Raw genomic sequence first — 12584 nt, forward strand, 5'->3', positions numbered from 1 at the left:
CAACAGCTTGCCAGCGACGCAGGTGTTCAATCCGGGTCCGCCACATAGGCGTGAAACCGGATCACCCCGTTGTCGTCCACTTCGCGGTGCAGGCCCTGGATTTCCGCTTCAAAACCAGGGAACAGATTGGCGCCGCGCTCGAACGTCTTGAGATAGTCCAGCATCGGCCTGGCGCGCTCGTCGAGCACTTCGCCCGGCGCGATGGTGGCGATTCCCGGCGGATAGACCACGAACAGGGTGGTGGCGATCTTGCCGAACATTTCGTCGAGCGGCAGATAGCGCACCTGGTTGCGGGTGAGTTTCTGCACCGCCTCCTGCTGGCGCATCACCATGGTCGGCAGATGATCGGGCCGGAACTGGCGGCGTTGCAGGTCTGATGTGTTGGCCGCCTTGTAAAAGGCGTGCATCTGGCCGCACAGGTCGCGCAGCCGCATTTTGGCGTATTTCTTCGGGCGCTTGGCGACGAATTCCGGAATGACCTCGTCGAGCGGCGCATTCTCGTCGTGATAGGTCTTGAAGGCGACCAAAGCCGAGATCAGCGCGCCGGCCTTGCTCGATTCCACGCCGGGGGTGAGCAGGAACAGCAGCGAGTTCAGGTCGTTCTTTTCCGCCACGATGCGGTTTTCGCGCAGATATTGCGCGACAATGGGCGCGGGCACGCCGTGGTCGAGATATTCGCCGGTCTTGCGGCTGAAGCCGGGCGTGATCAGTGTGAGCTTGCAAGGATCGGTCAGGGCGTAATTGTCGGACACATGCTGGAAACCGTGCCATTTGGCGCCGGGATCGAAGGTCCAGTAGGTGGAGTTTTCGGCGAGATCGTCGGTCGCCACGTCCTCCCAGGCCATCCAGCCGTCGGGCGTCTCGACCTCGTCGGGCACGAAGGGGTCGAAGAACCAGGCGTTGGACCTGTCCTTGGCCTTTTCCGAGAATTCCTTGCCGAGCGCCCGGATTTTCTTGCGGATCTCGATGCCGAGCCGAATGGTGTCGTCCCACAGCACCACGCCGGACTTGCCCTTCATCATCTGCGCGCCGACGTCGAGCGAGGCGAACAAAGGATAAAACGGCGAGGTCGAGGCGTGGATGAGGAAGGTCTCGTTGAAGCGCTTGTGCTCGATGCGCCGGCTCTGGCCCTTGATGTGGCGATCCTTGAAATGGATTTGCGAGGCCTGCGAAAAACTCGCGAGCTGCTTGTGGGTCGATTGCGTTGCGATGATGCCCGGGGCGTTCGGACCAAGGTTTTGCAAGCCCATGGCGAAATGGCCGGCAAAGATCGGATGGAACTTCATGAAGCCGGCCCAGGCCTCGTCGAACAGGATATAGTCGCAGAGGTGGCCGATCTTGGCGAGGATCATTTCGGCATTGTAGATCGTGCCGTCATAGGAGCATTGCTCGATCACCGCCACGCGGAACGGGCGCTCGCGCTTCCAGGCGTCCATGTCGGTCACCAGCGGATTTTCGCGGATTTTGTCGCGGATCGCCTTCTCGTCCAAGGCCTCGTAGTCGATCGGGCCGATCAGGCCGAAAGCGTTGCGGTCGGTTTCGAGATAGACCGGTACGCCGCCGCCGAGCACGAGCGCGCCGTGATGCGCCGCCTTGTGGTTGTTGCGGTCAAACAGCACGAGATCGCCGGGCGCGACCAGAGCCGACAAAACGATCTTGTTGGAGGCCGAGGTGCCATTCAGCACGAAATAGGTGCGCTCGGCCCCGAAAATTTTCGCGGCTTCCTTTTGCGCGCGCAGCGCGGGGCCTTCGTGGGTGAGGAGGTCGCCGAGTTCCAGGACGGAATTGTCGAGGTCGTCGCGGAAAATGGCTTCGCCGAGATGTTCGACGAAAATGCGGCCGATCGGGCTGCGGCTGTAGAACACGCCGCCATTATGGCCGGGACAGGTCCAGAGCTGGTTGCCCTCCTCGGCGTAATCCACCAACTCGCCGAAGAACGGGGTTTTCATGGTCTCGGCATATTGCTTGAGCCGCGACACCAGATTTTTGGCGATGAATTCCGGGGTTTCCTCGGCCAGGAACACATAGCCGTCGACATTGTCGAGCACATCGATGGGCAGGTCTTCAAAGCGCTTGCGCCGCACCAGCAGGATGATCGGCATTTCCAGGCCGCGCTTGCGCACATAGGAGATGAGGCCCGCCGTCTTGGAGTTCATCCCCTTCTTGCCCCAATCGACGATCATGCAGCCGATGGCGGCGTCGGTCTTGATCGCCAGCTCCGCATCCTCGACGCGGCGGGCGCGCGTGACCTCGAAACCGGATTTCTCCACCGCCAGCACGATATGGTCGAGACGCGTCCCCTCCAGTTCGTCGGGATCGAACGAGGGCGCGCAGAGCAGGAAATTGAACCGGCGGAAATAGTCCATGGGCGATCCCCGGAGGGTTAAGGGCGGCAAGATTTGGCCACGACGCGTGACCGTTTGATGAAGCCGTATAAAGCAAAAAGTGCGTAAATCTAAACGCGCCTGTTGAAAAGCGCGCCAACCCGGATCGGCCGGCGCGCGAAAAAGTCGCGGTCGAGCGCAATAGTTTGATTGACAATCAATATGGGATAGGGTTCGCGATCCATGATGGCGTCGACCCCCGCGCCATCCGGCGCAACGAGATCATCGGCTCGAAAAAGGCTGGCGTCGTCGCCCTGTTGCGGGATCGCATGGTCAGCGGCGACCTCTCCGCGCCCGGCGCGGCGAGGGTGTATAGAGACGTGGACATCAGCGACAATCTGATTTCCTGAGGAAGAAGGCAGTGGAATGAGCCAGATCACCCGTATCGCCGTGCAAATGGATCCGATCGAGCGCATCAACATCGCCGGAGATTCCACTTTCGCCCTGCTGCTGGAGGGACGCGCGAGAGGATTTGAAATTCTCTATTATACGCCCGACAAGCTTTCCTTGCGCGGGCGCGACGTGGTGGCGACGGCGCAAACCCTGTCGGTGCGCGACATCGCCGGGGACCATTTCACCCTGGGAACCCCGCGCGAAATCTTCCTGCGCGACATGGATGTCGTGCTGCTGCGCCAGGATCCGCCGTTCGACCTGTCCTATATCACCTCGACCCATCTGTTGGAAAAGATCGGCGGCGAGACTTTGGTGGTCAACGATCCCGCCAGCGTGCGCAACGCGCCGGAAAAACTGTTCGTGATGGACTTTCCGCAGTTGATGCCGCCAACCCTGATCACCCGCGACAAGGCGGCGATCGACGCCTTCCGCGCCGAACATGATGAAGTCGTGATGAAGCCGCTGCACGGCCACGGCGGCGCCGCCGTGTTCAAGCTTCAGCATCAGGACGCCAATTACGGCTCGCTTTACGACCTGTTCGCCACTTCGTTCCGCGAGCAATGGGTGGTGCAGAAATTCCTGCCCGAGGTGAAGAAGGGCGACAAACGCATCATTCTGGTCGATGGCCAGCCGCGCGGCGCGGTCAATCGCGTGCCGGCCGAAAACGACATCCGCTCCAACATGGTGCGCGGCGGCGCCGCCGAAGCGGCCGGCCTCACCGAGCGCGAAAAGGAAATCTGCGCCACCATCGGCCCGGAACTGAAACGGCGCGGTCTGGTTTTCGTCGGAATCGACGTGATCGACGGCTGGCTCACCGAGATCAACGTGACCTCGCCGACGGGCGTCAGGGCGATCAAGCGCACCGGCGGCCCCGATCTCGCCGTCGCCATCTGGGACGCGATCGAAGCCAAAAAGTCCGAAAGCCAGAAATCCGAAAGCCCGAAGGCGGAAGCGTGATGACCGTTCTGACCGCGCCGGCGTCCCAGGCCAAATGGAACGGGCCGCGCCTCGAATTGCCGATGAAGACGCTGATCGATCGCGCGCGGATCGACGCGCGGATCGCCGAATGCGCAGAAACGCTCGGAACCAATGCGCGGGAGTTCCGCAAGGCGGCGGTCGAAGTGCTCGCCGAGGCCCTCGCCAAGGGCGCGGAAACGGCGCGGGCGGAGCTTGAATCCGGCGGCGGCGGCCTCGCCTGCGGCGCGCATCTCGCCTATGTCGAAGACGAGATTCTTCGCGCCATCCACACCTGCGTGACCAAATTCATCGTTCCAGACGCGGAATCGACGCCCCTGTGCGTGATCGCGGTGGGCGGCTACGGACGCGGCGCGCTGGCGCCCGGTTCGGACATCGACCTCTTGTTCCTGCTCAACGGCAAGGGCCGCGCCAGCGCCGAATCGATCGTCGAGGCCATCCTGTATTTCCTCTGGGATCTCAAGCAGAAGGTCGGCCACGCCACCCGCACCGTCGAGGAATGCCTGCGCCAGGCCAAGGGCGACATGACGATCCGCACCACGCTGATCGAGACCCGCTACATTCTTGGCGACCAAACCCTGCTCGACACGCTGTTGACGCGGTTCGACCAGGAGATCGTGCGCACCACCGCGCCGGAATTCGTCGCGGCCAAGCTGGCCGAGCGCGACGAGCGGGTGCGCCGCGCGGGATCGTCGCGCTATCTGGTCGAGCCCAACGTTAAGGAGGGCAAGGGCGGCTTGCGCGATCTCAACACCCTGTTCTGGATCGCAAAATACGCCTATCGGGTCCACGATGTCGAAGCGCTGGTCGCCGCCGGCCTGTTCAGCGAGCAGGAGCAGCGGCTGTTCCGCCGCTGCGAGAATTTCCTGTGGTCGGTGCGTTGCCACATGCATTTCTACACCGGGCGCGCCGAGGAGCGGCTGAGCTTCGACATCCAGCGCGTGCTCGCGGAAAGACTCGGTTTCAAGCCGGGCGCCGGCCTTTCCATGGTCGAGCGCTTCATGAAGCGCTATTTCGTCACCGCGAAAAACGTCGGCGACCTCACCAACATCGTTTGCGCCGCGCTGGAAGAGCGCCAGGCCAAGCCCCGCGCCGTGTTCGACCGTATTTTCGGGACGCTGCGCCGCCGCGCAAAGCCGCGCGACCTCGGCCCCTTCGCCATCGAGACCGACCGCGTCACCGTGCCCTCCAACGACGTGTTCGCCAAGGATCCGGTCAATCTGATCAAACTGTTCTGGGTGGCCGCGCATAATGAAATGCCGATCCACCCGGACGCGCTGCGGCTGGTGACGCAGAGCCTGCCGCGCATTGACGCCAAGCTGCGCGCCAATCCGGAAGCCAACCGGCTGTTCCTCGAAATTCTCACCAACCCGCAATCGAGCGAGCGGGCCTTGCGCTTGATGAACGAGGCGGGCGTGCTCGGCCGCTTCATCACCGAATTCGGCCGCATTGTCGCGCTGATGCAGTTCAACATGTACCACCATTACACGGTGGACGAACACCTTTTGCGCGCGGTGCGCGAACTGGCCTCGATCGAACTGGGGCACTTGAAGGCCGAGCTGCCGCTCACCAGCGAGATCATGCCGACCATCACCCATCGCCGCGCGCTTTATCTGGCGGTGCTGCTGCACGACATCGCCAAGGGCCGCCCCGAGGACCATTCCCATGCCGGCGCGGCGCTGGCGCGAAAAATCGGGCCGCGCCTCGGCCTCACCGACGCCGAAACCGAAAGCGCCGCCTGGCTGGTCGAGCAGCATCTCACCATGTCCAATATCGCGCAAAGCCGCGATCTCGCCGACCCCCGCACCATCGAGGGTTTTGCGCGCACGGTGCAGAGCATCGAGCGGCTGAAAATGCTCAGCGTGCTCACGGTCAGCGACATTCGCGCCGTCGGGCCGGGCGTCTGGAACGGCTGGAAGGGCGAGCTTTTGCGCACGCTGTACTGGGAGACCGAACTGGTGCTGGCCGGCGGCCATTCCTCCGTGGACCGCAAGAGCCGGGTGGAGCGGTCGCAGCGGGAACTGCGCGAAAAATTGCCGGCCTGGTCCGACCCGGAATTCGCCGATTATGTCGCGCGGCATTATCCGGCCTATTGGCTCAAGGTCGATCTGCCGCACAAGATCCAGCACGCGCAATTGCTTTACGCCTCGGCGGTGGAGCTGAATTCGCTGGCGACCGAATATTCGACCGACGTTTTTCGCGGCGTCACCGAACTGACCGTGGTGGCGCCCGACCATCCCCGCCTGCTCTCGATCATCGCGGGCGCCTGCGCCGTCGGCGGCGCCAATATCGTGGACGCCCAGGTCTTCACCACCGCCGACGGACTGGCGCTGGACACGATCAGCATCAGCCGCGCCTTCGACCAGGATTCCGACGAATTGCGGCGCGCGGCGCGGGTGGCGAAGTCGATCGAACAGGCCCTGCGCGGCGAGATCCGCGTCACCGAACTGCTCGCGGCCAAGGCCGAGAGCACGCCGGATCGCGCCGAAACCTTCTCGGTGCCGCCCGATGTCGTCATCGACAACAGTCTGTCGCACAAATACAGCGTGGTCGAGGTGTCCGGCCTCGATCGGCCGGGCTTGCTGCACGATTTGACATTCACCCTGTCGAAGCTGAATCTTAACATTGCCTCCGCCCATATCGTCACCTTCGGCGAAAAGGCGGTGGACGCCTTCTATGTCACGGACCTGACGGGGGCGAAGGTTATCAATCCCGCCAGGCACGCAGCTTTGCGGCGACATCTGCTCGATGTGTTCGCCGGCAAGCCGCGCGCCGTGGAATCAGCGTGATTCGGTTTCCGGACGATTTGATGCGAATTTTTGGAGTTGGAAATGATCGGTTGGTTGGGTGATTCGTATTTGTGGGTGAAGACGGCCCATGTGGCGTTCGTGTTCTTCTGGATCGCCGGGCTGTTCGCCCTGCCGCGCTATCTCATCTACATGCACTCGACCCAGCCGGGGTCGAAGGAAGAAGCGCAGTGGACCGAGCGGTGCAACCGCCTGCGCTACATCATCCTGACGCCGGCGCTGATCGCCTCGTGGGTTTTCGGCCTGTCGCTCGCCTTCAACATCGGGTTCGAGGGCAATTACTGGCTGCACGCCAAGCTGCTGATCGTGGTCCTGCTCACGGCCTATCACCTGTGGATGGTCAGCCTCGGCAAGAAGATGAGCCTCGGCAAGCGGCCTGTCGCGGAGAAAACCCTGCGCATCGCCAATGAGGCGCCGGCGATCGCGACGATCCTGGTGGTGATTTTCGTGATCGTGCGGCCGTTCTGACCGCGCGGCGACCATGGGCAAACGGGTGGACCACCCGCGTGCTTCGAAACGGGCCGTTTTCGCCGCGCCGGTGAGGGCGACGTCGATCGCCCTCCGGCGCGCAATTGCTTCGGCGCGTGCGCTTGGCTTGATTTTTGGGGCGAACAGCCCCAAATGCAGGCCACAATTCCTTCAACGAGAGACTCCATGAGCGACGAACAGACCCCGCAGAACGAGGCAGAATCGCTGAAAGCCGAAACCCCGGCCGCCGACGCCCCGCAGTCCGACGCAGAGCGCGACGCCGCCGCCGTCCAGGCCCTGATCGCCGAAAACGCCAGCCTGAAGGACAAGGTGCTGCGCACCCTTGCGGAAATGGAAAATCTCCGCCGCCGCACCGAGAAGGAAGTCACCGACGCGAAAATCTATGGCGTCGCCTCCTTCGCCCGGGACATGCTGACCTTCGCCGACAATTTGCACCGTTCGCTGGACAATGTGCCGGCGGAAGCGCGCGAAAGCGACCCGGCCCTGAAAACCTTCATCGAAGGCATCGAACTCACCGAGCGCGATTTCATCTCGCGCCTGCAACGCCACGGCGTGCGCAAACTCGATCCCAAGGGCCAGAAATTCGACCCGAACTTCCACGAAGCCCTGTTCGAAATCCCGGACGAAAGCATTCCCACCGGCACGGTGGCGCAGGTGGTGGAAGACGGCTTCGCCATCGGCGAGCGCGTGTTGCGCCCGGCCAAGGTCGGCGTCGCCCGAGGCGGCCCCAAAGCCTGACGCCTTCGAGATGTTGACCCTTGGCCCCGCGGCCTGCGCCTCTATAAATCGGCGCTGGACCAGGCCGCGCAGGAGGCTTTGCGCGACGAAATCCGCGAGATTTTGCGCATTGCCCCCCTGTTCCAGCCGGTCATGCCGCGCACGCGCAAAAACTTTTCGGTCCGCATGAGCAATTGTGGCCCGCTCGGCTGGGTGTCGGACGTGTCCGGCTATCGCTATCAGCCTGATCATCCCGACACCGGCCAGCCGTGGCCGCCCATGCCCGAACGTCTGCTGGCGCTGTGGCGCGATCTCACCGGCTATCCCAGGGATCCTGACGCCTGCCTGATCAATTATTACGATTGCAACGCCCGGATGGGCGCGCACCAGGACGTGGACGAACAGGATTTTGACGCCCCGATCGTCTCGATCTCCTTGGGCGACGCCTGCCGCTTCCGTATCGGCGGCGTTGCCCGCGGCGGATCGACGCAGGCTCTGGCGCTGGACTCCGGCGATGTGCTGGTTTTTGGCGGCCCCGCGCGAAAAATGTTTCATGGCGTCGACAAGATCCTGCCGGGAACTTCGACTTTGCTCGACCCGCCCGGACGGATTAACCTGACGCTGAGACGCGCGCGGTGATATCTGTCTTCGCGCAAATCAACCCGCGCGGTGCGACCATGTTCTTATCCGATGAAGCCATCACCCTCGTCTTGTTCTTCGTTGCCATCACGTTCATTGGGATCGCCTTCCGCAACGCCCGAATCCTCAAGGAGAACAAGCGCGCCGCCAAGGCCGCCCGCGAGCGTGAGAACGCTATCCGTCTCGAATTGCCCGTCATCGAGGCCGCCAACCCCGAAACGGTCGGCTGGGTGGCGCGGCGGGAGATCATGCCCGTTGTCGCCGCCGAGCCGCGCTCGGCTTCCGTGGACGGCCACGCCTTCCTCAAGACCAAGGCGCTGGTGGAGCAGCTCAGGGCGCTGAAACACCCGGGCGCGCGCCAATCGCACACGCTCCCTCCCTTCCCGGCGGTGATCGAAACCGCCGCGGGAAAGATCGAGGTCCGGCTCGGACGCGACTCCGCCAACCGCCGGGAATACTGGGTGTTCTACCCCCGCTTCACCGCGACGAGCGTCAACGCCATCGGCCTTATCGTCACCGATCTGCTCGACGCGATCGAACCGGCGGCGGCTCAGGCGGACGAACCCGCGCGCGCATAACCGCGCGCGGGGCCATAGATCAGGCTTCGGCCTTGGCCGGCTCCAGCACCTGCTTCGACTCCACCGTCGAATCCGCCTTGAGGCGGTAGACCAGCGGCACGCCGGTCGCCAGCTCCATGCTCGGAATGGTCTCGGGGGTCAGGCCGTCGAGCACCATCACGAGCGCGCGCAGCGAATTGCCGTGCGCCGCGACAATCACGCGCTCGCCGCGCAAAACCGCCGGCAGGATGTGCTGGTTGTAATAGGGCAGCGCGCGCGCCACCGTGTCTTTCAAACTCTCGCCGCCGGGCGGGGGCACGTCATAGGAGCGGCGCCACAGATGGACCTGGTCCTCGCCCCATTTTTTCCGCGCGTCGTCCTTGTTGAGGCCCGAGAGGTCGCCGTAGTCGCGCTCGTTCAGCGCCTGGCTCTTCTCGACATGCAGGCCGGTCTGGCCGAGTTCGCCGAGGATGAGGTTCAAGGTGTGCTGAGCGCGGGTCAGGTCGGAGGTGAAGGCGGTGTCAAAGGCAAGGCCCAGTTTCTTCAGGCCCTGGCCCGCCGCCTTGGCTTCGGACACGCCGAGTTCGGTCAGGTCCGGATCCTTCCAGCCGGTGAACAGGTTCTTCAGATTCCAGTCGCTCTGGCCATGACGGACCAGAACCAGCAAACGTTCAGACATATGTAACTCCTATGACTACAGGCCGAGCACGTCGGCCATGGAATACATTCCCGGCGTCTTGCCATGTCCCCACAACGCCGCGCGCACGGCGCCAATGGCGAAAATACCGCGATCCTCGGCGCGATGGACCAGTTCGAGGCGCTCGCCGGCGCCGGCGAAGATCACGCTGTGGTCGCCAACCACCGTGCCGCCGCGCAGCGTCGCGAAACCGATGTCGCCCGCCTTGCGCGCTCCCGTATGGCCGTTTCTTTCGCGCACGCTGACGTCCGACAGCGCGACCTCGCGCCCCGTCGCCGCCGCCTCGCCCAGCAGCAGCGCCGTGCCGGAGGGCGCGTCCACCTTCATGCGGTGATGCATTTCGAGAATTTCAATATCCCAGTCGGCGCCAAGAGTGGCCGCGACCTTTTTGACGAGGCCGGCCAGCAGATTGACGCCGAGGCTCATATTGCCGGAGCGCACGATGGTCGCGTGACGCGCCGCCGCGTCGAGCTTTTGCAGATCGTCGGCGGACAGGCCCGTCGTGCCGATGACATGGACGATGCGCGCCTGCGCGGCCAGCGCCGCGATCTCCACCGTCACCGCCGGCGTGGAAAAGTCGATCACGCCATCGGCGTCGAGCAGCGCATGGAGCGGATCGTCGGCGATTTTTACGCCCAAGGCGCCGACACCCGCGAGTTCGCCGGCGTCGCGACCGAGCGCCGGGGAACCTGGACGCTCCAACGCAGCGCCGAGCGTCGCGCCCTCATTGGCCGCGATCGCCTTCACCAGCATTTGCCCCATGCGGCCGGCGGCGCCGACCACGACAAGCCGCATCTTTCCCATTGAAGACTCCATTGCCGCTGTTCTGGAGCGCGATGCGTTTCCACGCAAACGCATCGCGCTCCAGACTCTTTATTTTCGCATGATCTTTTCTAAAAACCGGCGTCCCCTTTTTGGGATCATGCTTAAGCCCTTTGGCCCGCCGCCGAAAGGCTCAGGCCCCTTCGACCAAGGTCATATGAAAATCGGCGGCGCCGATGCGGTGCGACCGCGCATTCTGGTATTCGGCGGAGTGATAGTAAGCCTTGGCGGTCTCGTAATCGTCGAATTCCAGAATGACATTGCGCGACCGAGCGGCGCCCTCAAGCGCTTCCGAGCGGCCGCCGCGCGCGAGGACGCGGGCGTTGTATTTCTTCATCGCCTCGGGCGCCAGAGCCGCATATCTGGCATAGGCTTCGGAATCGGTCACGTCCACGCTGGCGATGATATAGGCTTTGGCCATGTCTTGATCTCGTCCTGTTTCCGTCACTTGCATTTCACAATGCGCCTTTAGACAATTTCCTGTCTGCGGTCGTTGCCCCATCGACAGCGGACAAGCGCCGGGCCGGAGGTACGCCCGGCGTTACTTTTTTTACGATCTCGCTTGCGCGATCTCAGCCTGGATGGCGCGCGCGGCGGCGCGCGGGTCGGGCGCCGCCAGGATAGGCCGCCCCACCACAATGTGATCGGCGCCGCGCGCGAAAGCCTCAGACGGCGTAGCCACCCGCTTCTGGTCGCCCAGCGCCGCGCCCGCCGGCCGCACGCCCGGCGTCACCAGCAGCAGGGATTGGCCGACGAGCGCGCGGGTGGAAACCAGTTCTTCCGGCGACAGGATCAACCCGGCGATCCCGGCGTCGCGCGCCTGTCGCGCGCGCAACGCCACGAGGTCGCAGACATTCAGGCGGTAGCCGCAGGCGGCGAGATCGGCGTCGTCGTAGGAGGTCATCACGGTGACGCCCAACACCTGAAGGGTGGAGCCTTCCGAGCCGCGTTTCGCCGCCGCAAGCGTCTGGGGCAAGGCGTGAACGGTCAAGAAGCGCGCTCCGAGTTTGGCGATTTGCGCCGTCGCTTTTTCGACGGTATTGCCGATGTCGTGCAGTTTCAGATCGACGAAAATCTGCTTGCCGGCGCGCGAAAATTCCTCGACCAGGGCGAGGCCGCCGCCATAGGCCAACTCCATGCCGATCTTGTAGAACGAGACGGCGTCTCCCAGCGCGGCGACCATGTCGCGGGCCGCCGCGACATCGGGAAGGTCGAGCGCGACGATCAGGCGGTCGCTGGCGGTTTTGGGCATTGGATCTTCCGGCTTGAGTTTTGCCGGGCCTTATAGACGTCAAACCGCATAAGGGCAAAATGCGCGGCGGAGCTTACCGCCCCGACCCGCGCCCATTGGAAGCGATCCGCGCCCGCGCCTCGGCGATTTCGTCGCGGATTTCCTGGGCGGCCTGGCGCGACCGGCGCAAGATCATATCGATCACGTCCGGCGGCTCCCGGAACTGCGTCGGGCCATGCGCGCGCCGATAAATGTAGATGCGCGCCGGCGGCAGGTTGAGCCAGATGGGGGCCAGCGCCTGGATGCGGACATGCAGGTTGTGGCCCAAATCCGTAGGGACCGGAGATTTCACGCCATAGGTGAATTGCACGAATCGCCCGCCCTCGCCCATCAGGTCGAAGGCCTGCTGCAACAGCGTGAGCCGGTCATCTTCCGGCATGGTCAGCAAAGGCAGACTCGACACGATCGCCGACGGCTTTTCGCCGATAACGCCCTTCAGCGTCTCGGCAAGCCGGTAGGCGTCGCCGCGCACGATCTTCACGCCGGGAAATTTCTTGGCCAGCAGCGTGCAAAAACTCTTTTCATATTCCACCAGCACCAGCTTGGCGCGCGGCACGCCGCGCGCCAGCAGCGCCTGCGTCACCGGCCCGGTGCCCGGCCCGAGTTCGATGATCGGGCCGCGCGCGACGGGATTGACGCATTGCGCCAGCGCCCGCGCCAGAAACCGTCCGGAAGGCGCGATGGCGCCGGCGATCTTGGGGTTTTCCAGCCAGGAGCGGATGAAGCGCGCTTCGTCGCCCAGATCGACGTCCAGAGGAAATCTGGGCCGCGACCCGTTTCTCGCCACTGGACTTTTTTGCGCGCTCACGGACA

General features: G+C 63.8%; 13 protein-coding genes. 7 read left to right on the plus strand and 6 right to left on the minus strand.

Translation table 11 applies throughout. The annotated features are described in order from the left end of the window. Positions 1-26 precede the first annotated feature (26 nt). Entirely contained in the window at positions 27-2366 is a 2340-nt protein-coding gene (locus CCR94_RS14490; RefSeq protein WP_104508549.1) for an Orn/Lys/Arg family decarboxylase, read from the minus strand. Between the two features lie 164 nt (positions 2367-2530). On the opposite strand from CCR94_RS14490, the gene CCR94_RS14495 reads away from it, so the two are divergent. From CCR94_RS14495 to CCR94_RS14525, 7 genes are all read left to right on the plus strand, one after another. After that, complete coding sequence (locus CCR94_RS14495) at positions 2531-2734, plus strand: hypothetical protein (RefSeq protein ID WP_104508550.1); 204 nt, start codon at positions 2531-2533, stop codon at positions 2732-2734. Positions 2735-2750: 16 nt separating this feature from the next. Then, positions 2751-3734, plus strand: coding sequence for a glutathione synthase (gene gshB, locus CCR94_RS14500; RefSeq protein WP_104508551.1), 984 nt, complete (start codon positions 2751-2753; stop codon positions 3732-3734). Beyond that, a complete protein-coding gene (locus tag CCR94_RS14505; protein WP_244594079.1) occupies positions 3734-6541 on the plus strand; it encodes a [protein-PII] uridylyltransferase in 2808 nt (935 codons plus the stop codon). The genes gshB and CCR94_RS14505 overlap by 1 nt, the downstream gene beginning before the upstream one ends. Before the next feature lie 42 nt (positions 6542-6583). After that, positions 6584-7027, plus strand: coding sequence for a CopD family protein (locus CCR94_RS14510; protein WP_104508625.1), 444 nt, complete (start codon positions 6584-6586; stop codon positions 7025-7027). Positions 7028-7213: 186 nt separating this feature from the next. Then, complete coding sequence (gene grpE / locus CCR94_RS14515) at positions 7214-7786, plus strand: nucleotide exchange factor GrpE (protein ID WP_104508552.1); 573 nt, start codon at positions 7214-7216, stop codon at positions 7784-7786. Between the two features lie 33 nt (positions 7787-7819). Next, positions 7820-8404: an alpha-ketoglutarate-dependent dioxygenase AlkB gene (locus tag CCR94_RS14520; protein WP_104508553.1), complete on the plus strand. Its 585-nt coding sequence runs from the start codon at positions 7820-7822 to the stop codon at positions 8402-8404. 38 nt (positions 8405-8442) lie between these two features. Continuing rightward, positions 8443-8982 (plus strand): hypothetical protein, encoded by a 540-nt coding sequence (locus CCR94_RS14525; RefSeq protein ID WP_146090007.1) that lies wholly within the window; start codon positions 8443-8445, stop codon positions 8980-8982. A 19-nt stretch (positions 8983-9001) separates the two neighbouring features. Here CCR94_RS14525 and CCR94_RS14530 read toward each other — a convergent pair whose 3' ends face one another. The 5 genes from CCR94_RS14530 to CCR94_RS14550 form a co-directional block, all read right to left on the minus strand. After that, the gene (locus CCR94_RS14530) at positions 9002-9640 is read right to left on the minus strand and encodes a 2,3-bisphosphoglycerate-dependent phosphoglycerate mutase (protein WP_104508555.1); all 639 of its coding nucleotides are present in this window, start codon (positions 9638-9640) and stop codon (positions 9002-9004) included. A 15-nt stretch (positions 9641-9655) separates the two neighbouring features. Continuing rightward, positions 9656-10453: a 4-hydroxy-tetrahydrodipicolinate reductase gene (dapB, locus tag CCR94_RS14535; RefSeq protein ID WP_104508626.1), complete on the minus strand. Its 798-nt coding sequence runs from the start codon at positions 10451-10453 to the stop codon at positions 9656-9658. Positions 10454-10613: 160 nt separating this feature from the next. Continuing rightward, on the minus strand, positions 10614-10901 hold the full coding sequence (locus tag CCR94_RS14540; RefSeq protein ID WP_104508556.1) for a DUF1330 domain-containing protein: 288 nt from the start codon (positions 10899-10901) through the stop codon (positions 10614-10616). A 129-nt stretch (positions 10902-11030) separates the two neighbouring features. Further along, on the minus strand, positions 11031-11732 hold the full coding sequence (gene pyrF / locus CCR94_RS14545; protein WP_104508557.1) for an orotidine-5'-phosphate decarboxylase: 702 nt from the start codon (positions 11730-11732) through the stop codon (positions 11031-11033). 73 nt (positions 11733-11805) lie between these two features. Further along, entirely contained in the window at positions 11806-12579 is a 774-nt protein-coding gene (locus CCR94_RS14550) for a class I SAM-dependent methyltransferase (RefSeq protein WP_184421407.1), read from the minus strand. Between the last annotated feature and the right edge of the window lie 5 nt (positions 12580-12584).

Source organism: Rhodoblastus sphagnicola (assembly GCF_002937075.1).
Taxonomy (GTDB): Bacteria; Pseudomonadota; Alphaproteobacteria; order Rhizobiales; family Beijerinckiaceae; genus Rhodoblastus; species Rhodoblastus sphagnicola.

What these genes read in the sequence shown, in the direction of transcription:
- CCR94_RS14525 (WP_146090007.1), top strand. Translation starts at nt 8,443, where the DNA reads ATGTTCTTATCCGATGAAGCCATCACCCTCGTCTTGTTCTTCGTTGCC.
- gshB (WP_104508551.1), top strand. Translation starts at nt 2,751, where the DNA reads ATGAGCCAGATCACCCGTATCGCCGTGCAAATGGATCCGATCGAGCGC.
- CCR94_RS14530 (WP_104508555.1), bottom strand. Translation starts at nt 9,640, where the DNA reads ATGTCTGAACGTTTGCTGGTTCTGGTCCGTCATGGCCAGAGCGACTGG.
- dapB (WP_104508626.1), bottom strand. Translation starts at nt 10,453, where the DNA reads ATGCGGCTTGTCGTGGTCGGCGCCGCCGGCCGCATGGGGCAAATGCTG.
- CCR94_RS14505 (WP_244594079.1), top strand. Translation starts at nt 3,734, where the DNA reads ATGACCGTTCTGACCGCGCCGGCGTCCCAGGCCAAATGGAACGGGCCG.
- CCR94_RS14490 (WP_104508549.1), bottom strand. Translation starts at nt 2,366, where the DNA reads ATGGACTATTTCCGCCGGTTCAATTTCCTGCTCTGCGCGCCCTCGTTC.
- CCR94_RS14510 (WP_104508625.1), top strand. Translation starts at nt 6,584, where the DNA reads ATGATCGGTTGGTTGGGTGATTCGTATTTGTGGGTGAAGACGGCCCAT.
- pyrF (WP_104508557.1), bottom strand. Translation starts at nt 11,732, where the DNA reads ATGCCCAAAACCGCCAGCGACCGCCTGATCGTCGCGCTCGACCTTCCC.
- grpE (WP_104508552.1), top strand. Translation starts at nt 7,214, where the DNA reads ATGAGCGACGAACAGACCCCGCAGAACGAGGCAGAATCGCTGAAAGCC.
- CCR94_RS14540 (WP_104508556.1), bottom strand. Translation starts at nt 10,901, where the DNA reads ATGGCCAAAGCCTATATCATCGCCAGCGTGGACGTGACCGATTCCGAA.